The organism is Janthinobacterium sp. PC23-8 (assembly GCF_002250505.1).
In the GTDB taxonomy this organism is placed as follows: domain Bacteria; phylum Pseudomonadota; class Gammaproteobacteria; order Burkholderiales; family Burkholderiaceae_D; genus Janthinobacterium.
In genome coordinates, this window is record NZ_NJGY01000004.1 from 603,102 (window position 1) to 621,804 (window position 18,703).

Here is an 18,703-nt window from a genome sequence, read left to right on the forward strand (position 1 = left end):
GCAAGGCTCAATACACGCCTGGCGCGCGGCGGGGACGATGCTCAAGCTTGGGGTGTCGCAGCGACGTTGGCCAAAAACGCCAGAATCAGCTTGACCAGGTCTTTCGCGCCGATGGCCGCGTATTTCAGCGTCTGCTCGTGCGACAGTGCGAACGGCGACATGCCTTCGGCCAGGTTGGTAATCACCGACACGCCCACCACTTTCAGGTCGCAATGGCGGGCCGACACCACTTCCGGCACCACCGACATGCCGACCGTGTCGGCGCCCAGGCGGGCCATCATGCGGATCTCGGCGGCCGTCTCGAAGTTCGGCCCAGGGTAGGCCACGAACACACCTTCGTGCAGCGTGATGCCGTTGGCGGCGGCGGACTCCTTGACTTGCTGGCGCAGTGTGGCGTCATAGGCATTGGCCATGCTGAAAAAGCGCGGGCCGAAACGGTCGTCGTTCGGGCCGACCATCGGCGTGCCCGGCAACAGATTGATATGATCGGTAATGGCCACCAGGCTGCCGGCGTCCACTTCGGGACGCAGGGAACCGGCGGCATTGGTGACGAACAGCATTTCGCAGCCCAGCAGTTTCAAGGTGCGGATGGCGCTGGTCATCACGCCCATGCCATAGCCCTCATAGAAATGGCCGCGGCCTTTCATGCACACCACCGCCACGCCCGACAGGGTGCCGACCACCAGTTCTCCCGCATGGCCATGCACGGTGCTGATCGGGAAACCCGGCAATTCGTCAAAGCTGATGCTGACGGCGTCGGTCATCTGTTCGGCCAACACGCCCAGGCCGGAACCGAGAATCATCGCCACGCGCGGCTTGAAATGTTCAGGGGCGCGGGCACGGATGATTTCGGCGGCGTGGAAAGGGGCGTTGTTCGACATGAGGGTCCTCGTGGTTGATGAGTTGGTATGCGGATCGGTGTTGGATCTTTTGTGTGCAGCCTGCAGCGCGCGTGATACGGGCGGTCTGTGCAGGACTATCGAATGCGCTTGGGTGCTATCAGGCGCCACTATGCATCAAGCGCAATATGTATGGCAAATACCATTTTTCTTGCACATTTATACAAAAGATATATAAATGGCCGGCATTATAAAGCAGCCGGCCTTGCCATGTCAGCGATGCCGATTGACAGCCACTCGACAAAAGTTTAACCTCACAAACAATTGTCCAAACCAGGCCTGCCGTGACCGACCTCTCCAAAAAAGACCAGCTGTACGCGCTGATACGCAGCAATCCTTTCATTTCGCAACAGGAACTGGCGAGCGAACTGGGCTTGTCGCGCTCGGCCGTGGCTGGCCATATCGCCGGACTGATCCGTGAACGGCGTCTGCTGGGCCGCGCCTATGTGCTGCCCGACAGCCGCCCCGTGCTGTGCATCGGCGCCGCCAACCTGGACCGCAAGATGCGCACCCTGGCGGCCTTGCAGATGGGCACCTCGAACCCCGTGCGTTCGACCGAAGTGTTTGGCGGCGTCGGCCGCAATATCGCGGAAAACCTGGCCCGCCTGGGCTTGCCGGTGGCGCTCTTGAGCGCTCTGGGCGACGACGCGGCCGGCCACGCCCTGCAAACCCATGCGGAAAACGCCGGTATCGACCTGCGCGGCAGCTTGCATCTTAGCAACACCGGCAGCGGCACCTACACGGCGGTGCTCGACGAACATGGCGAAATGCTGCTGGCGATGGCCGACATGCAGCTGTACGAACAGCTGACGCCGGCCTTTCTGCACAGCCGCCAGCCACAGCGCGCGCAGGCGGCGCTGACCGTCTGCGACCTGAACCTTGGTATCGAGAGCGTGGCCTTTCTGCTGGACGAAGCGAGGACGGCCGAGGCCAACTCTGCGCCGCTGGTGATCGTGGCCGTATCGCAACCGAAGATGGCGCATTTGCCGCACGACCTGACGGGCTTGCGGCTGCTGATACTGAACCGCGGCGAACTGGAAACGCGCGTGGCGCGCGCCCTGCCGACCGACGACGCCTTGCGTGAGGCCTGCCGCGAGGTGCTGCGCCAGGGCGTGCGCCAGTTACTCGTCACGCTGGGCGCAAACGGCGTGCTGTTCACCGAGGGCGCAGGGCCGCACGCGGCCATGGTCCACCTGCCAGCGCTGGCCGTCGAGACGGTCGACGTGACCGGCGCCGGCGACGCCTTTTCCGCCGCCGTCTGCTGGTCGCTGTACCACGACAACGATAATCTGGCGCTCGCCTGTCGGCGCGGCCTCAAGCTCGCCGCCATGACGCTGGCGTCGAGCGCCACCGTGTCACCATTGATTTCCGCCAGCGTCCTCAGCGATGTTGAAGATGCTCCATCCCCTCTTTCCTGACAGGATAAACTCATGACCCAACCGCACCCTTCCCTGTTGTTCTCGCAAGAAGTGCTGGACGCGCGCGCCGCCGGCAAGGCCATCGTGGCGCTGGAATCGACCATCATTTCGCACGGCATGCCCTACCCGCAAAACGTGGAAATGGCGCGCGAAGTGGAACAGATCATCCGTGACGGCGGCGCCGTGCCGGCCACCATCGCCATTATCGACGGCCGGATCTGCATCGGCCTGTCGCCCGAGCAGCTCGAACTGCTGGCCACCTCGCCCGACGCCATGAAGGTCAGCCGCCGCGACCTGCCGTTCGTGCTGTCGCAAAAGAAACTGGGCGCCACCACGGTGGCCGCCACCATGATCTGCGCCGAACTGGCCGGCATTGCCGTGTTCGTCACCGGCGGCATCGGCGGCGTGCACCGCGGCGCGGAAACCAGCTTCGATATTTCGGCCGACCTGCAGGAACTGGCGCAAACGTCGGTGGCCGTCGTCTGTGCCGGCGTGAAATCGATCCTCGATATCGGCCTGACCCTGGAATACCTGGAAACCCATGGCGTGCCGGTGATCAGCGTGGGCCAGGAAGGTTTCCCCGCCTTCTATACGCGCGAAAGCGGCTTCAAGGCCGATTTCCGCCTCGACAGCGCCACCGAGCAGGCGGCATTTATTGCCACCAAATGGCAGCTGGGCTTGAAAGGCGGCGTGGTGGTCAGCAATCCGGTACCGGCCGAACAAGCCATGCCGCAGGAAGAGATAGCCGCGATCACCACCCAAGCCCTGCAGGAAGCGGACGCGGGCGGCGTGAAGGGCAAGCAGGTCACGCCATTTTTGCTTTCCCGCATCAAGCAACTGACGGACGGGCGCAGCCTGGCGACCAATATCGCGCTGGTCAAGCACAACGCCCAGGTCGGCGCCCAGCTCGCCATTGCCATGCAGGGGCTTGCGGCACGATAATAGGACTGCTGTAAAGAAACGCGCGGGCGCGCTCTGGCCCGCGCGTTGTTCCCTCCAGGCACCACGCACGGCAAGGAAAGCATGTCCATCGATCTGAAACAGTTAAAGTATTTTCTCGCCGTCGCCGAGGAGAAAAGCTTCAGCCGCGCGGCCGAGCGCCTGCATATCTCGCAGCCGCCCTTGAGCCAGCAGATCATGAAACTGGAAAACGAACTGGGCGTGCGCCTGTTTGCGCGCACCACGCGCACCTTCGAGCTGACCGTGGCGGGCAAGGCGCTGATGCACGAGGCGGCCGACTTGCTGGGCAAGATGCGCATGACCATCGACACCATCCGCCAGATCGACCGGGGCGAAGTGGGCCGCTTGCGGGTCGGCATCGTCGGCTCGGCCATGTGGGGACCGATTCCCAGCCTGCTGGAACAATTCCAGTCCAAATTTCCCCGCGTCACCTGGACCATCCATGAACTGGGGCCGACGGTGCAATATGAAGCGCTGCGCAGCAAGCAGATCGATGTGGGCTTCTGGCGCGAACCCCGGCTCAACGACGACGACCTGCGCCACGACAATCTGCGCCAGGAACTGTGCTTCCGTGAAAATGTCTGCGTCGCTGTCAACGAACACCACCGGCTGGCCAGGCACGCATCGATCGAACTGACCGATATCGCCGACGAACCGATGCTGAGCCTGGCACTCGACAAGTCGGCCTTTCCCCGCTACCTGGTGCAATGCTGCGTCCATGCCGGCTTCGAGCCGATGATTTTCCAGGAAGCCAACGAACCGCAAACCCTGCTGGCCATGGTCGGCGTGGGGCTGGGCGTGACCCTGGTGCCGGAAACGACCAGCCGCATCGGCTGGCCCGGCGTGGTGTTCCTGCCGATCAAGACCAATCCGCCGTCGGCCAATCTGTATATCAGTTACACCACGCTCGACGATGCGCCGGTGGTACGCGCCTTTCTCAATATCATCAACCCGCCGGCAGCCTGATGGCGCGCTTGATTTATATTCGATACATATAAATCCCTAAACAAAAACGTATTTGCCATACATATCGACCATGATGCATAGTGGATCGAAGGTCCAAAGCGAACTGTTGCATGTGCATCACACGGCCGACGGCAACACCGGCGGCGACAGCAATATTCTTCTGCGATCCGGTGCAATGTTGATAAGGAACCATCGAATTATGCAGGCCTGACAGGCTAAATCGGCTCCAAATTTTCTGTTTGCCCTATAAAAAATATACAATATCGATCTTCCAGGAGCCAATTCATGAAACTTACACAATTTAGTTTGACGATCGCAGCCGCTTTTCTGGCTGCCCAAGCGTCCGCGGCAAACCCAAAATTGGGTGTCGTGTATGACGCGGGCGGCAAGTTCGACAAGTCGTTCAACCAGTCCGCCTTCGAAGGCGCCGAGCGTTTCAAGAAAGACACCGGCATCTCCTTTATCGAAGTGCAGGCGTCCAGCGATACGCAAGCCGAGCAAGTCATGCGTGGCCTGGCCCGCAAGAAACTCGACATGATCGCCGCCATCGGTTTTGCTCAGACGCAAGCCGTACAAAAGGTCGCCAAGGAATTTCCCAACGTGAAATTCGTGCTGATCGACGGCCAGGCCGCTGGCGCCAACGTCAACTCGGTGGTGTTCAAGGAAGAAGAAGGCTCCTATCTGGTGGGCGTGGCGGCAGCCATGGCCAGCACGAGCAAGAAAATCGGCTTTATTGGCGGCATCGATATTCCCCTGATCCGCAACTTTGCCTGCGGCTTTGCGCAAGGCATCAAGTCCGTCAATCCGAAAGCGGAACTGACGCAAAACATGGTCGGCACCACCTCGAGCGCCTGGAATGACCCGGCCAAGGGCGGCGAACTGGCCCGCTCGCAATTCGAGCGCGGCGTCGACGTGGTGTTCGCGGTGGCCGGCGGCAGCGGCATGGGGACTTTGCAGATGGCCAAGGAAAAAGGCAAGCTGGCCATCGGCGTCGATTCGAATCAGAATCATCTGTACCCGGGCACCATGCTGACCTCGATGGTCAAGCGCGTCGACAACACCGTGTATGACAGCTTCATGCAAGTGAAAAACGGCACCTGGAAAGGCGGCGTCAGCTATAAAGGCCTGAAAGAAGGCGGCGTCGATTGGGCGCTTGACGCCAACAACCGCAAGCTGATCACGCCGGACATCGAAAAGCGCGTGCTGGGTGTGCGCAAGGACATTATCGATGGCAAGATCAAAGTGATCGATTACCGCGTCGGCAGCAGCTGCCCGGTTTAATTTAGTACGCATCGCTGAACGCGCCGCCGGGGTTGATCTCCGCGCGGCGCGTTTCCATGAAACTATCGAGTTATGAGCCTATGCAGCCAGCAGTAGAATTTCGCAGCATCTCCAAGCATTTTGGACATGTGAAGGCGAACACCGACGTCAGTTTCTCCATCGCCAAGGGCAGCATCCACGGCCTGGTGGGCGAAAACGGCGCCGGAAAATCGACCTTGATGAGCATCCTGTACGGGTATTACCGTGCCGACGGCGGAGAAACCCTGCTCGACGGAAAAGTGCAAGCGATCCGCAACAGCCAGGAAGCGATAGCACTGGGCATCGGCATGGTGCACCAGCACTTCATGCTGGTCGAAAATTTCACGGTGCTCGACAATATCATGCTGGGCACGGAAGGCGGTTTCCGCCTGGCGGGCCACCGCGCCGAAGCCGAAGCGACGCTGCGCGAGATCTGCAAGCGCTACCGCCTCGACGTCGACCCGCTGGCGAAAATCGAAGACTTGTCGGTCGGCGCCCAGCAGCGCGTGGAAATTCTCAAGCAGATTTACCGCAGCGCCAATATCCTGATCCTCGACGAGCCGACGGCCGTGCTGACGGCCCAGGAAACGGCCTCGCTGTTCGAGATCCTGCGCCTGTTCAAGGAGCAGGGCAAGACCATCATCCTGATCACGCACAAGCTGCAAGAGATTTTGGAAATCACCGACAACGTCACCGTCATGCGCGGCGGCACGGTGGTCGGCGCGGTGGCGACAGCCGGTACCTCGAAGGAAGAACTGGCCAACATGATGGTGGGCCGCCCGATCCAGAGCCATTTGCCGCGCGCGCCCTACAAGCCGGGCGCGACCGTCCTGGAAGTGGACGGCTTGCAGCTGGCCGACGCGCAGCAGGTCAAACTGCTGGCCGATATCGGCTTTACCTTGCGCGCCGGCGAGATCGTCGCCATTGCCGGGGTATCGGGCAATGGCCAGAGCGAGCTGCTGGAAATTCTGTCGGGCATGCGCTTGCCGACTTCGGGCAAGCTGCGCTTTCAGGGTACGGACCTGCCGTTCGGCAAGCGCCATGACGCCGACGGCCTGCCGCGGGTATTTCGCGATCTGGGCATTGCCCATATCCCGGAAGACCGCTTGCGCGATGGCGTGGTGAAAAATTTCTCGGTGATGCAGAACACCATCCTCGGCTACCAGGATCACCTGAAAAACCGCTGGGGCCTGTTCAACTTCAAGGCCATCGGCGCGCGTTGCGCGGAACTGCTCAAGACGTTTGACGTGCGTCCGGCCAACCCGGACCTGCGCATTGGCCTCTTGTCCGGCGGCAACCAGCAGAAGGTGGTGATCGCGCGCGAAGTGCTGGCCAGGCCGAAACTGATGCTGGTCGGGCAGCCGACGCGCGGCGTCGATATCGGCACCATCGAAAGCATCCATACGCAATTGCTGGCCCTGCGCGATGCGGGCGTGGCGATCCTGCTGGTGTCGGTCGAACTGGAAGAAGTGCGGGCGCTGGCCGACCGCATTCTGGTCATGTGCGGCGGACGCATCACCGGCGAACTGAACATTGAAGAATTCGATACCACCCGCATCGGCCTGCTGATGGGGGGAATGCACAAATCATGAATAACGACTTGCCACGCTGGGCGACAGCCTTTGTCATGCCCCTGTTAAACCTGCTGTCGGCCTTGCTGGTCGCAGCCTTGGTCATCTATCTGCTTGGCGAAGACCCGGGCGAATCGCTGGCCATCCTCGTCAACAGCGCCATCCTCAATCCGGAAGGCCTGAGCTACACGCTGTTCTATGCCAGTACCTTCATCTTCACGGGGCTATCCGTGTCGGTGGCGATGCAGGCCGGGCTGTTCAATATCGGCAGCGAAGGCCAGATGTATATCGGCGGCCTGGGCCTGACGGTGGCCATGCTGGCTTTCGACCAGACCCTGCCCGCCTGGCTCTTGATCCCGGCCGCCATGCTCGGCGCCGCCCTGTTCGGCGCGCTGTGGGGCTTCTTGCCCGGCTATCTGCAAGCCAAGCGCGGCAGCCATATCGTGGTCACCACCATCATGTTCAACTTCATCGCCGCCAGCCTGATGAACTTCGTGATCGTGAAATACCTGATCCCGGCAGGCGAACAGAACACGGCCAGCCGCGTGTTTGCGCAAAGCGGCGAAATGCCGCGCCTGTCGACCTGGTTCCCGGCCCTCGGCGACACGCCGCTCAATATCAGCTTTATTCTGGCCATCATCGCGCTGGCCATCTATGGCGTGATGGTATGGCGCTCGTCGTGGGGCTTCAAGCTGCGCGCCACGGGCCTGAACAAACATGCGGCCCACTATGCGGGCGTGTCGATCAGCAAGATGATCATTATCGTCATGCTGATCTCCGGCGCGCTGGCGGGCCTGGGGTCCGTCAACTCCATCATGGGTTCGACCCATTACCTGTCGCTCAATTTTGTTGGCGGCGCCGGCTTTATCGGCATCGCGATCGCGCTGATGGGCCGCCAGCATCCGGTCGGCATCTTCCTGTCGTCGGTGCTGTTCGGCGCGCTGATACAGGGCGGCTTTGACCTGTCGCTGGAAAAACCGAATATTCCGACCGAGACCTTCATCTTTATCCAGGGCCTGATCATCCTGTTCTGCGGCGCGATGGAAAACTTCTACGCACCGGCCATTTCCGCCCTGCTCAAGCGCACCAAAGGCTAACCCCATGACACTCGACGACTTTCATTTCGCCAGCATCCTGGTCTCGACCGTGCGCAACGCGCCGGTGCTGATCTTTGCCGCCATGGCCGGCCTGTTCGCCGAACGCAGCGGCATGATCGATATCGGCCTGGAAGGCAAGATCCTGGCCAGCGCCTTTGCCTCCGCCGCCGTTGCCTACACCACGCAAAACCCGTATTACGGCATGGCCGCCGGCATGCTGGTGTGCGTCGCGCTGGCCCTGCTGCAGGCGTATGTGAGCATCACGCAAAAGGGCAACCAGTTGGTGGCCGGCATGGCCATCAATATCGCCATGAGCGGACTTACTTTTGTCTTGGCGCAGTTTTTCTTCCAGCAAGGCGGCCGCACGCCCGACCTGGGCGCCGCGCGCCTGTTCGACGTGGTATTGCCCGGCACCCAGTACGTGGAAAACATCCCCTTTATCGGCTGGGTCTATGCCCATTTGATCGGCGGCCATTCCATCCTCGTCTACGTTGCCTTCCTCTTGATCCCGCTGGTGCACTGGCTGCTGTATCACACGCGCTTCGGCCTGCGCCTGCGCGCCTGCGGCGAAAACCCGCATGCGGCCGACTCGGCAGGCGTGAGCGTGGAAGCGACGCGCTATATGGCCATGCTGGTGGCCGGCATTTTGTGCTCGTTTTCGGGTGCGTATCTGGCCATCGTGCAAAGCGGTTTTTTCCTGCGCGATATGTCGGCCGGCGCCGGCTACCTGGCGCTGACCGCCATGGTGTTCGGCAACTGGCGCCCCGTCTACACCTTCCTCGGCTGCCTGATGTTCGGCTTCTTCGGCGCGATCCAGATCCAGATCGAAGGCGTCGACCTGCCGGTGGTGGGCCGCATTCCGGGCTCGCTGATCCAGATGGTGCCGTACGTGGTGACGGTGATCGTGCTGGCCGGCCTGATGGCCAAGTCGGTGGCGCCAAAAGCGATCGGCATTCCGTTCGTCAAATCGCGCTGAGCTTCAGTTGGCGTCAAAAAAAAGCGAAGCCTGCGGGCTTCGCTTTTTTTTACACTGCGGGAATTTCTTCCAGCGAAAAATAGATCGGCAGTCCCAGGCTACGTGCCACCGCCACCATGCGGTCGGCGCCGGAGGAATCGCCTTTGAGGCGCAGCACCGCATCGCAATGCGCGAGCAATCGTTCGCAATGCGTATGGAACAGTTCCTCGTACACGGCGTCCCCCACTTGCCGCGAACCGGCCAGCGCCAGCATCGGCAGGGCCAGCCATTCTCCCAGCACCGGCATATGGCCGGCCGCGTACAGCGGCATGCACTGCGCTTCCATGGCCGCCACATTGGCCGCCATCTTGACCGGATCGTCGCCCGTGCCCGAACGGTAAGGGCCAGCGACCAGGATCTGCAGGCTTTTTTTCGCCGGCATCAGGTGCAACTGCGCGTATTGGAGCAGCATGATGGTCTTGCCGTCGCAGATGCGCCCGTCGGCCACCATCCGCATGGCCTCTGCCAAAGGCAGTTCCAGCACTTCAATATCTTCGCCTTCCTGGGCCAGGCCGCCGCCGTCGTTCAGGCGGCTCGATGGCTGATACTGGGCGGCAAAGAAATGCAATCGCTCGGTGACGGAACCGGGGCTCATGAAGGCGTCGAATACCTTGTGCACCTCGCCGACCCGGTAGCCGGTTTCTTCCTCGACTTCGGCGCGGATGCGCTGTTCCGGGCTGGCCTGTTCCAGCAAGCCAGCCGCCGCCTCGATCAAAAAGCCGTCATGGCCTTCGCGATAGGTGGGAAAACGGAACTGGCGCACCAGGATCACCGTGCGCTGCTGCAGGTTGTAGAGCAAAATGGTGGCGCCATCGCCACGGTCATAGGTTTCGCGCGTCTGCGTCTGCCACTGGCCGTCGCGGCGCAGATAATCGAAGGTGGTTTTCTGTAACAGATACCAGCTGTGCGACAGGGTCGTCACATTCTGGATACGAACGCGTTCATGCATAAGGTCTCCTTGTGGGTCTTGCGTAGGCCGACTTTATCATGCAAACTCGTGCAACGATAAGGAATTTCGAGAAAACTCAAGAAAAATGCTGACTCATCAACGCAAACAGTATCTGCTGGACCTGCTGCAACGCGACGGCCAGATCGTGGCCAAAACCGTCAGCGAGATGCTGGGATTGTCGGAAGACACGCTACGGCGCGACCTGCGCGAACTGGCCAAGGAGGGATTATTGCAGCGCGTGCATGGCGGCGCCATACCGACGCTGCCCGCCTCGCCAGCGCTGGCGCCTTACGCCAGCCGCGAGCAACTGTCACCGGACGCCAAGCCGGCCATCGGCCGCGCGGCCGGCGCCATGATACAGCCGGGGCAAGTGGTCTTTGTCGATGGCGGCACCACGTGTTTGCAACTGGTGCGCCAGCTGCCGCGCGAGCTGCGCGCCACGATGGTGACGCACAGCCCGTCGATTGCGGTGGAACTGGTCAGCCATCCTGGCATCGAGGTGGTGATGCTGGGAGGACGACTATTCAGGCATTCCATCGTCAACGTCGGCGCCGCCACCGTGGCAGCGATAGCCCGCATCCGCGCCGACCTGTATTTCATGGGGGTATCGAGCCTGCATCCGCAGGCCGGCATTACCACCGGCGACTACGAGGAAGCCGGCGTCAAGCGCGCCTTGAGCGAGGCGGCCGCGCGCACAGTGGTGCTGGCCTCGCCGGAAAAGCTCCACACTTCGTCGCCGTTCCAGATCGCGCCATTAAGCGAAATCAGCGATATCGTGGTGCTGCGCGACACGGACGAGGCGCTGGTGGCGCCCTATCGCGAGATGGGCATCGCCATCACGCTCGCTTGAACATCAAGGCCAGATCGCTTGCAGCACCGCCGCCAGGTGATAGCCGCCATTGATCAGCTGCGTTTTCGCCAGCGCCGAGCTGGGCACGGGGTAGTCATCAGGCACGCTCAGGGACCACACATAATATGGCTCACCCTTGCGGCTGGTCTGCTGCGTGGCCGGCCCGGCCACCACACCGGCATACGCGATTTTTGACGCGGCCAGCGAGACATCGGCCCACTGATACGGCCAGGTGGACGGCTCGCCGCTGTTGCCGGGCACCTCAGGCTGGCCGGCGATCACGGTCTGCGCAAACTGGCGCGGCGTGCGCGTCGACAGGCGCCGCATCGCATAGTCGACCACGGTGCTGTCCCAGTAAGAGTGCAGCGGCCGGGTTGGCGACTGCGGATAGGCGGCAGGTTTCGGCGCCGCCTCTTGCACAGGCAACGCCGCGGGGATCACAGCCTCTGACAGCGCCGTGATCCGCGCGTCATCCAGGAGCAAATTGTTGCCGCCGCGTGCATCGAAAATCGCCATGCCATCGATCTGTGCCTGGGTTTCCGGCACCACAAAATGGCCGTCTTTGGCCAGATACGCGGCGCCCACATGCAAAGGCTGGTGGATATCGCCAACCATATGCGTGAGCAGGATCAGCGCCTGGCGCGGCGTGAACTGGTGCGGATTGCTGGTCGCATCGCTTTTTCCCTGCAACACCAGGATCGCCTGTTTCAAGGTCTGCACGATATCGTTGTCGGCGCTGCCCACGGCGCCATCGCGATAGTGCGCGTTCTGGAAGGCAATATCGGTGTAGTGGTATTCGCTGTGCCTGGGGTTTTGCGCCACATAGGCCAGCATTTCGGGCGTTTGCGGGCCGCAATACGTCCCCTTCACGCAGTCGGGCCAGTTGGCAATCGATTCAAGCGTCTCGCCGGGCAGCAGCAAGGCGGCAACATGCGCCTGGGCCGCGCTACCCTTGAGCAACTGGTCGGCAATCGCTCCCACGGCGCGGTGGCCGTCAGTGCCCCAGGCCAGCGCATTGCCGGTCATAAAGGTGCCAGCCAGCGCCAGCGCACAGCTCAGTTTCTTCATCACTGTGGCGTCCCCTTGGCTGGTTTCGGATACTGCTTGTTGATATCGAGCGGCTGGGCGTAGCCGGAACTCCAGGTTTGCTCATGCAAGGCCGCCAGGCGCTGCGCCATCGCCTCGCTGCGCAGCACCACTTCCAGGTTGCGCGACAGGTCAAAATAGCCGCCGGCCCAGTTGCTGGTGCCGACCCAGGCCAGCTTGCCGTCGATGGTCATGGTCTTGCTGTGGATCACGCGTGCAAACGGAATAAAACCGGTCGAGGCAGCGGGAATCGTCACGATGCGGATCTCGACGTTGGGCACCAGCGCCAGGCTTTTCAGGTAGGCGATCGCCGGCGCTTCCGTGTTCCAGGCCGATACCATCAATTTGATTTTCACGCCACGCTGGGCGGCCGCGCGCACGGCGTTGTCGATCACGGCGTAATACGGCCGCGTGCGATTCGGACCATACGACAGCGGGGCGTAGTCGAGCAACTGGATGCGCACTTCGCTTTTGGCGTCGGCCAGCAAGGCCGGCAAGCCGCTTTCCGAGTCGCCGACGCCAAGCGGGTTATACGCGTTCGGGCTGGCCAGCAAGAAGGCGTTCTGCGCATAGTTGGCCGGCACCGTTTTGCTGTTGAGCACGGTGGCGCGCCCGCCTTTGGCCGTCAGGGCCTGCGCCTGCCAGTCCTGTTCGAAAATCGCCTGCACCTGGGAAACGATGGCCAATTCGGTGATTTTCAAGCCCGTTTCATGGATATGCTCGAACGAGCGCCAGTCGAAATTCTGGCTGCCGATATACGCGACCTTGCCGTCGACGGCCAGGTATTTGGCATGCACGATGCCGTTGCCGGTGATTTTATTAAAATCGATAATGCGCAGTTCCAGGTTGGGAATCGCCTTCAGTTGCTCGATGGTGGCCGGCTCCGACAGGCCCACGCCTTTCAAATCGAGCAGGAAGCGGATCTTCACGCCGCGCTGGCCGGCGGCCGTCAGGCTGGCCAGCACTTTTTCAAAGGCCGTGCCTGGTTTAGTGACGGCGTAGAACTGGGCCAGGACGATCTCGTTTTTTGCCGAGTCGAACAGTTCGCGCCATACCGCAACGGGTTCGCGCAGGTCCGGATTGGCCAGCGTGGTTTCCACCGGCGAGGTGTGCACCAGCTCAAAGCCGGGAATCGTGAAATCGGCGTGGGCGCTGCCCGCGAACAGGCTGCTCAGCAGAACGGAAACGAATAAACGACGCATGGGTTTTCCTTGTAGTGATTAGTTGACGCGCACGATGCGGCCCGCCGCAGTGGCGCTGCCGGCCGGCTTGCCGGCGCGCGCGCGGGCAATCAGGTAATTGCTGAAGGCGTCGATATCGCGCACGCCCGTCTCCAGGCGGCGCGTACCGTTGGCCAGCACGGTAAAACGGTCGCCGCCGCCGGCCAGGAAACTGTTGACGGCGACCCGGTATTGCTGCTCATCCTGGAGCGCCACGCCATCGAGCATAATGCTGCCCGGCAGCACGCGCTGGCCTTGCGGGCGGGTGCTGTCCCAGCGGTAGCTAAAACCTTCGGAGACCTGCAGCAGATTGCCCTCGTCGGCTGTGGCATCGGGCCATTGCTGTTCCAGCAAGCTGTGGATCTGCGCGCCCGACAGGCTGACGACGATCAGGGTATTGCCGAACGGCACCACCGCCTGGTTCTGGCCCACATTGGTCATCAGGTCGGGACCCGCTTCCAGGTCCTTGCGGATGCCGCCATTGTTCATCAGCCCGATCTGGGCACCAAAGGCGCGCGCGCCGGACAGGGTACTGTCGGCCACCAGGTCGCCCAGCGCCGAGGCGCCGCTGCCCTTGGTGCTGCGGCCGACCAGCGGCACGGCAATCTTTGCTACCGGGCGCGACAGTTCAGCCAGGCTGCGCTGTTTGACTGCGGCCAGGTAGGCGGCCACTTGCTGGTCCGGTTCGAACATGCCGGGCAACATCACGACGTTCTGCGCGCTGGCGTCGAGCACCGCATTTTTATCGGTATCGACCTTGAGCTTGATGCGCGTGAGCATATGGCCGCCCATCTGCGCCTGCGTGACCAGCCGGCCATCGACGCGGCACAGATAGCCCTGGTGCGAATGGCCACTGATCACCAGTTGAATGGCCGGATCGAGGCGCCTGACGACATCGATCACGGGGCCATGCAGCTTGCCGCAGTCGGGCTGGTCGATGAATTCTTCCGTCTCGCCGCCCTGGTGCAGCAGCACCACGAACACGTTGACCCCTTGCGCCCGCAGCGCCGGCAAGGTGGCGTTGATGGCGTCGGCTTCGTCACCAAACTGCAGGCCGGCAATGCCGGCCGCCGTCACCACGGACGGCGTGTCTTTCAGCACGGCGCCGATCAGGCCCACTTTCACGCCATGCGCGTGTTCAATCTTGTACGCGGGCAACAACGACTTGCCTGTTTGCGTGTCGATCACATTGGCGGCCAGGTAGCTATAGCTGGCGCCGGGAAACTGCGGGCTGTATTGGCAGGCCTTGTCGGCGCGTGCGGAGTCGCAGCCGCCGCGCTGCTGGCGCAGCAATTCCGCCTTGCCCTGGTCAAATTCGTGGTTGCCGACCGAGCTGGCCGTCATGCCCAGCATATTCATGGCAACGATGCTGGGCTCATCGGCCCACAGGGACGACATGGCGGGGCTGGCGCCCACCAGGTCGCCATTGCCGACAAAAATCAGTTGTGCATCTTCACGGCGCCAGGCCTTGAGGGCGCCGGACAGCACATCGATGCCGCCGGCCTGCACGGTGACCTTGCGGGCGGGATCGTTGACGCTGGTGTAAGTGAATTTGCTGCTGTCGAGATTGCCATGGAAATCATTCAGGGCGACCAGGTTGAGTTCGACCGGGCCGCGCGGCGGCGTGGCGCAGCCAGCCAGCGTGGCAAGTGCCAGGATCAGGGCCGCGCGGGCCAATGGAGTGCGTGGAAAAATCACCATGGAATCGACAGTCTTGAAAAAATAAAAAGGAAAAAAGGGAAAAACATCTGGTCGATAAAAAACGGCTGGTGTCGCCACCAGCCGTTTCGAGCTTGCTAACTTACAAGGCAGTCACGATCAGAATTCGTACTTGACCGTTGCTTGCAGCGCCCATTGGGACTCGCCTTTTTGTTGACGCACGGTGTAGTCCTCTACCTTGTCACGCACCTGGTAGATATAGCGACCGTTTGCATCGAGGCCGGCAAAGTCAACGAAGTTGCGCGTCTGGCCACCGGCGGAGCGGAAAGCCATTTCATTGATACGCCCCCACTTGCGGTTGATCATGTTGCCCACGTTAAAGAAGTCCATGGTGAACACGCCTTTGTTGCCCTTGAAGAAGCCTGGCACTTCTTGACTGATGCGCATGTCAAAGCTGTTGGTCCATGGCGAGAAGCTGCCATTACGCTTGGTCACGCCGCCAGCGGTATTGCGCAGGTCACCATTGCCGTTCACAAATGCCCAGAAACGGTCTTCATTGGCATGGCTGGTGGCGGTATCGCCACGGAAGACCACTTCACCGGAACCTGGACGCGATGGAATGTACATCAGGTCATTGCCGTTGACGCCGTCGCCGTTCAAGTCATTGTTGTAAGTCCAGCTGTATGGCTTGCCCTTGCGGCCTTCATAGAACAGACCAAAGGTGGTCTTGTAGTTGTCGAAAAAGCGCTGCTGCCAGTTGAAGACAGCATTGAAACGGTCTTTAACCAGATAGCTTGAATTGGCTGCAATGTTTTCATTCGGGTTGAGAATGGCGCGGGCATTGAAGTTCGAATTCGACACGGACGACGTCAGTGGCGCAACTTCGGTTGCATCGGTATAGGTATAAGCAACCGACCAGCCAAAACCCTTGCTCATCGGCTGGGTCAACGACAGCGTGACCAGATTACCTGCACCTTTGTCAGTTTTCTTTGCAAGCAACACATTATTGTAGTTGATGTTCTTCAACGCGCGGTTGCTGGCGTTAGCGCAGCTTGCAGCGGCAGTTGTGCTCAGACCGCCATTGGAAGTCCAGCAAGCGGTGTTATAGGCATTGGCGGTGTAATACAGCGCACGGCCATCGGTACCGGTACGGGTTGCTGTGCCCAGATTCAAATTCTCGTAGTAAATCGCGTCTTTGTTCTGTGTACGCAGGTATTCAGCGCCGAATACCAGACCCATCCATGGCAACTCATGCTCGAACGCCAGGTTGCCTTTCCAGATCGACGGTTGACGCAGCTCAGGCGACAGGAAGTCGACGTTGTTGGCAGGCGTTGCGCCAATATTGGTCGGCTGGTTGTTTGGATCAGGATTGAAGGTACCGCCAACGCTTGGGCACGCTACGGCGAAGCCAGTACCGCAACCGATCACTGCCGTGGCAACGCCAGGATTGGAGAATGGGTTGGACAGCCAGACCGAAGCGGCCGCGCCCTGGAACAGGCCGAAACCACCACGCAATTGCGTTGGGCGGGCGCTCTCGAACTTGTAATTGAAGCCGACACGTGGCTGTACCAAAGTCTGTCCATCGATGGTCTGCGTATTGTCCAGACCAAAACCACCGGTCTGCGCGGTACCGCCACGACGAGTGTCAGCAAGGTTGACGACACCTGCGACGGTCGGGGCGGCTGCTGGCACATTGCGCAACGGACGATCGCTGATGCCCGCCTTATCGACGCGCACGCCGTATTGAATGGTCAGCTGCTTGTTGATGGTCCAGACATCTTGCGCGAAGAAACCATAGTTCTTCATGCTGAAGTCGGAGATGGCGTTTTGCAGGGAACCGCCAGGCACCGGTACCTGTACCTGATAGCCATTGGGGCGACCTATGCGGAAGTTTTCCAGCACAGCTTGCTGATGAATCGCAGAACTTGCAGTACTGCAATTGAACGTGGTCGTGCCATCGGGATTTTTCGGCACAAACGAATACGCTACGTTGTTAATACAGGCAAAGTTATAGTTGCCATTGATGTTCTGCAGATACGCATTGTAAATGTCGTTCTTGCTGAAATCGCTACCGAATTTCACTTCATGGTCACCCAGAGCCCAGTTAGCGCCCAGATAGACATCCTTGGTCTTGGTGCGCAGTTCGTTATGCTGGTAGGACTGGTCAGTACCAAAGTTCAGGTAACGGTTGCTGGTCGACACGCCCGCAGGCGAGCCGGCTGGCAATGCGCCGGAAAACTGCAGCGCCATGGTCGGCAGCGTGGAATTGTTTTTCGGCAAACTTTCATAGTCGCGCGACGATACTTTGAACTCGGTCGAGAACGTTGGCGTCCAGTCGGCAAACCATTGACCGACCGTCGTTTCGATTGTCTTGTTTTGTTGACGCCAGGCGCTGTTCAAGGCGATGCCACTTGACGTTACGCCGGTAAACATCGGCTCGGACTGATCGGTTTTCGAATAACGGACCATCGCGCGATGGTTGTCATTGATATTCCAGTCCAGTTTCAGCAAAGTATCGTCCACCGTCATCTTGGTACCGGCCGGCACCTCGGTCGTGCCGATGTTCAAGCCATACTGACTCTGGGCAATGGCGCGCGCCTGGTCGATCGCCGACTGGGTGACACCGACGTTGGTCATGGAACTGCCCAGCGGGCCAAAGCTCGGTGCGGTACGCGTGCTTTCCAGCTTTTCTTTGTTGGCAAAGAAGAACAGTTTATCCTGGATCAGCGGGCCGCCAACGGAAGCGCCCTTGGTGGTTTCGCGGAATTTTTCTGGCGAGTAATAGGTGTCTTTCGCGTTGTTATAACGATCGCCTGCCATCTTGTCATTACGGAAAACGTAATAGACGCTGCCCTTGAATTCATTGGTGCCGGACTTGGTCACGGCATTGATATTGGCGCCGGTATAGCCTTTTTGCGTAACGTCGTAATTGGCGACGTTCACCTGGACCGACTGGATCGCGTCGATCGAGATAGGCTGCTTGGCAGTCGGGCTGCCATTCGATTCCAGGCCGAAGGTGTCATTCACCGCCACGCCATCGATGGTCATCGAGTTGTAGCGCGAGTTCTGACCAGCTACGGACAATTCGCCGCGCTCTTTGTCGGTCTGCGAAACACGCGGGTCGGCGCGGGCGTAATCTTGCAGATTGCGCTGGATCGATGCCTGCATCGCCAGTTCATTCGCGCCGATATTGGTGCCGGCACCCATATTGCTGCGATTAAAAATTTGCGCGCGCGCGCCTGTGCCGGTCACGTTCACGGTCTGCATCTGCGCGCCCAGGGTGGCGTCCACACTGGCCGTTTCCGCCAGTTGCACGTACACGCCTTCGCGCTTTTCAATCTGGCCGTCCTTGGTGACGGTGATGGTGTAAGGACCGCCGGCGCGCAGGCCGCGAGCGACGTAGCGCCCTTCCGCATCGGTCGTCACATTGCTGACGGAACCCGATTCGGTGTGCACGATGGTGACGGTAGCGCCGGCCGCAGGCTGGCCGTTGCTGGAGGAAATGCGTCCGCCGATGGAGGAAGTCGTATTCTGTGCGAACGATGGTGCGGCCGCCAGAGCGATAGACAGGCTTAGCGCGATTTGCGTCAGCCGAAGTCGTTTGTGATTGATCATCTTGTAACCCCAAAAAAGACTATTATTTTGAAATACCGGATAGGCCTGCCGCTCGGCAACACCACCACGCTATTTCCTCTTTACTATATTGCAACTGTT

13 protein-coding genes and 1 pseudogene are annotated in these 18,703 nt (G+C 60.6%); 8 read left to right on the forward strand and 6 right to left on the reverse strand.

Annotated elements, in window-relative coordinates; genetic code table 11:
- Nucleotides 1-41: 41 nt before the first annotated feature.
- Entirely contained in the window at nucleotides 42-881 is an 840-nt protein-coding gene (xapA, locus tag CD932_RS26220) for a xanthosine phosphorylase (protein WP_094445792.1), read from the reverse strand.
- Between the two features lie 302 nt (nucleotides 882-1,183).
- On the opposite strand from xapA, the gene CD932_RS26225 reads away from it, so the two are divergent.
- From CD932_RS26225 to CD932_RS26255, 7 genes are all read left to right on the forward strand, one after another.
- The gene (locus CD932_RS26225) at nucleotides 1,184-2,317 is read left to right on the forward strand and encodes a carbohydrate kinase (protein WP_094445793.1); all 1,134 of its coding nucleotides are present in this window, start codon (nucleotides 1,184-1,186) and stop codon (nucleotides 2,315-2,317) included.
- A 12-nt stretch (nucleotides 2,318-2,329) separates the two neighbouring features.
- Nucleotides 2,330-3,259 (forward strand): pseudouridine-5'-phosphate glycosidase, encoded by a 930-nt coding sequence (locus tag CD932_RS26230; RefSeq protein ID WP_094445794.1) that lies wholly within the window; start codon nucleotides 2,330-2,332, stop codon nucleotides 3,257-3,259.
- 81 nt (nucleotides 3,260-3,340) lie between these two features.
- The gene (locus CD932_RS26235; RefSeq protein WP_094445795.1) at nucleotides 3,341-4,243 is read left to right on the forward strand and encodes a LysR family transcriptional regulator; all 903 of its coding nucleotides are present in this window, start codon (nucleotides 3,341-3,343) and stop codon (nucleotides 4,241-4,243) included.
- A gap of 285 nt (nucleotides 4,244-4,528) precedes the next feature.
- Nucleotides 4,529-5,524, forward strand: coding sequence for a BMP family protein (locus CD932_RS26240; protein ID WP_094445796.1), 996 nt, complete (start codon nucleotides 4,529-4,531; stop codon nucleotides 5,522-5,524).
- A gap of 80 nt (nucleotides 5,525-5,604) precedes the next feature.
- Nucleotides 5,605-7,134, forward strand: coding sequence for an ABC transporter ATP-binding protein (locus tag CD932_RS26245; protein WP_094445797.1), 1,530 nt, complete (start codon nucleotides 5,605-5,607; stop codon nucleotides 7,132-7,134).
- Nucleotides 7,131-8,210: an ABC transporter permease gene (locus CD932_RS26250; protein WP_094445798.1), complete on the forward strand. Its 1,080-nt coding sequence runs from the start codon at nucleotides 7,131-7,133 to the stop codon at nucleotides 8,208-8,210. Before CD932_RS26245 ends, CD932_RS26250 begins: the two co-directional genes overlap by 4 nt.
- Before the next feature lie 4 nt (nucleotides 8,211-8,214).
- On the forward strand, nucleotides 8,215-9,186 hold the full coding sequence (locus tag CD932_RS26255) for an ABC transporter permease (protein ID WP_094445799.1): 972 nt from the start codon (nucleotides 8,215-8,217) through the stop codon (nucleotides 9,184-9,186).
- A 421-nt stretch (nucleotides 9,187-9,607) separates the two neighbouring features.
- Here CD932_RS26255 and CD932_RS29585 read toward each other — a convergent pair.
- Nucleotides 9,608-10,174: pseudogene (locus CD932_RS29585) on the reverse strand (NUDIX domain-containing protein); the annotation flags it as partial.
- An 85-nt stretch (nucleotides 10,175-10,259) separates the two neighbouring features.
- Here CD932_RS29585 and CD932_RS26265 point away from each other — a divergent pair.
- A complete protein-coding gene (locus CD932_RS26265; protein ID WP_094445801.1) occupies nucleotides 10,260-11,024 on the forward strand; it encodes a DeoR/GlpR family DNA-binding transcription regulator in 765 nt (254 codons plus the stop codon).
- A gap of 3 nt (nucleotides 11,025-11,027) precedes the next feature.
- On the opposite strand, the gene CD932_RS26270 is transcribed toward CD932_RS26265, so the two are convergent.
- The 4 genes from CD932_RS26270 to CD932_RS26285 all read right to left on the reverse strand — a co-directional run bounded on the left by CD932_RS26270 (nucleotide 11,028) and on the right by CD932_RS26285 (nucleotide 18,604).
- Entirely contained in the window at nucleotides 11,028-12,092 is a 1,065-nt protein-coding gene (locus tag CD932_RS26270) for a S1/P1 nuclease (protein WP_094445802.1), read from the reverse strand.
- A complete protein-coding gene (locus CD932_RS26275) occupies nucleotides 12,092-13,312 on the reverse strand; it encodes a phospholipase D-like domain-containing protein (RefSeq protein ID WP_094445803.1) in 1,221 nt (406 codons plus the stop codon). Before CD932_RS26275 ends, CD932_RS26270 begins: the two co-directional genes overlap by 1 nt.
- Nucleotides 13,313-13,330: 18 nt before the next feature.
- The gene (locus tag CD932_RS26280; RefSeq protein ID WP_094445804.1) at nucleotides 13,331-15,031 is read right to left on the reverse strand and encodes a bifunctional UDP-sugar hydrolase/5'-nucleotidase; all 1,701 of its coding nucleotides are present in this window, start codon (nucleotides 15,029-15,031) and stop codon (nucleotides 13,331-13,333) included.
- A 117-nt stretch (nucleotides 15,032-15,148) separates the two neighbouring features.
- On the reverse strand, nucleotides 15,149-18,604 hold the full coding sequence (locus CD932_RS26285) for a TonB-dependent receptor (RefSeq protein WP_065307418.1): 3,456 nt from the start codon (nucleotides 18,602-18,604) through the stop codon (nucleotides 15,149-15,151).
- Nucleotides 18,605-18,703: the final 99 nt, after the last annotated feature.

Bases quoted from the DNA above. Each gene is read 5' to 3' on its own strand.
- CD932_RS26275 (WP_094445803.1), bottom strand. From the start codon at position 13,312: ATGCGTCGTTTATTCGTTTCCGTTCTGCTGAGCAGCCTGTTCGCGGGC.
- CD932_RS26255 (WP_094445799.1), top strand. From the start codon at position 8,215: ATGACACTCGACGACTTTCATTTCGCCAGCATCCTGGTCTCGACCGTG.
- CD932_RS26285 (WP_065307418.1), bottom strand. From the start codon at position 18,604: ATGATCAATCACAAACGACTTCGGCTGACGCAAATCGCGCTAAGCCTG.
- CD932_RS26280 (WP_094445804.1), bottom strand. From the start codon at position 15,031: ATGGTGATTTTTCCACGCACTCCATTGGCCCGCGCGGCCCTGATCCTG.
- CD932_RS26245 (WP_094445797.1), top strand. From the start codon at position 5,605: ATGCAGCCAGCAGTAGAATTTCGCAGCATCTCCAAGCATTTTGGACAT.
- CD932_RS26265 (WP_094445801.1), top strand. From the start codon at position 10,260: ATGCTGACTCATCAACGCAAACAGTATCTGCTGGACCTGCTGCAACGC.
- CD932_RS26250 (WP_094445798.1), top strand. From the start codon at position 7,131: ATGAATAACGACTTGCCACGCTGGGCGACAGCCTTTGTCATGCCCCTG.
- CD932_RS26235 (WP_094445795.1), top strand. From the start codon at position 3,341: ATGTCCATCGATCTGAAACAGTTAAAGTATTTTCTCGCCGTCGCCGAG.
- CD932_RS26270 (WP_094445802.1), bottom strand. From the start codon at position 12,092: ATGAAGAAACTGAGCTGTGCGCTGGCGCTGGCTGGCACCTTTATGACC.
- CD932_RS26240 (WP_094445796.1), top strand. From the start codon at position 4,529: ATGAAACTTACACAATTTAGTTTGACGATCGCAGCCGCTTTTCTGGCT.
- xapA (WP_094445792.1), bottom strand. From the start codon at position 881: ATGTCGAACAACGCCCCTTTCCACGCCGCCGAAATCATCCGTGCCCGC.
- CD932_RS26230 (WP_094445794.1), top strand. From the start codon at position 2,330: ATGACCCAACCGCACCCTTCCCTGTTGTTCTCGCAAGAAGTGCTGGAC.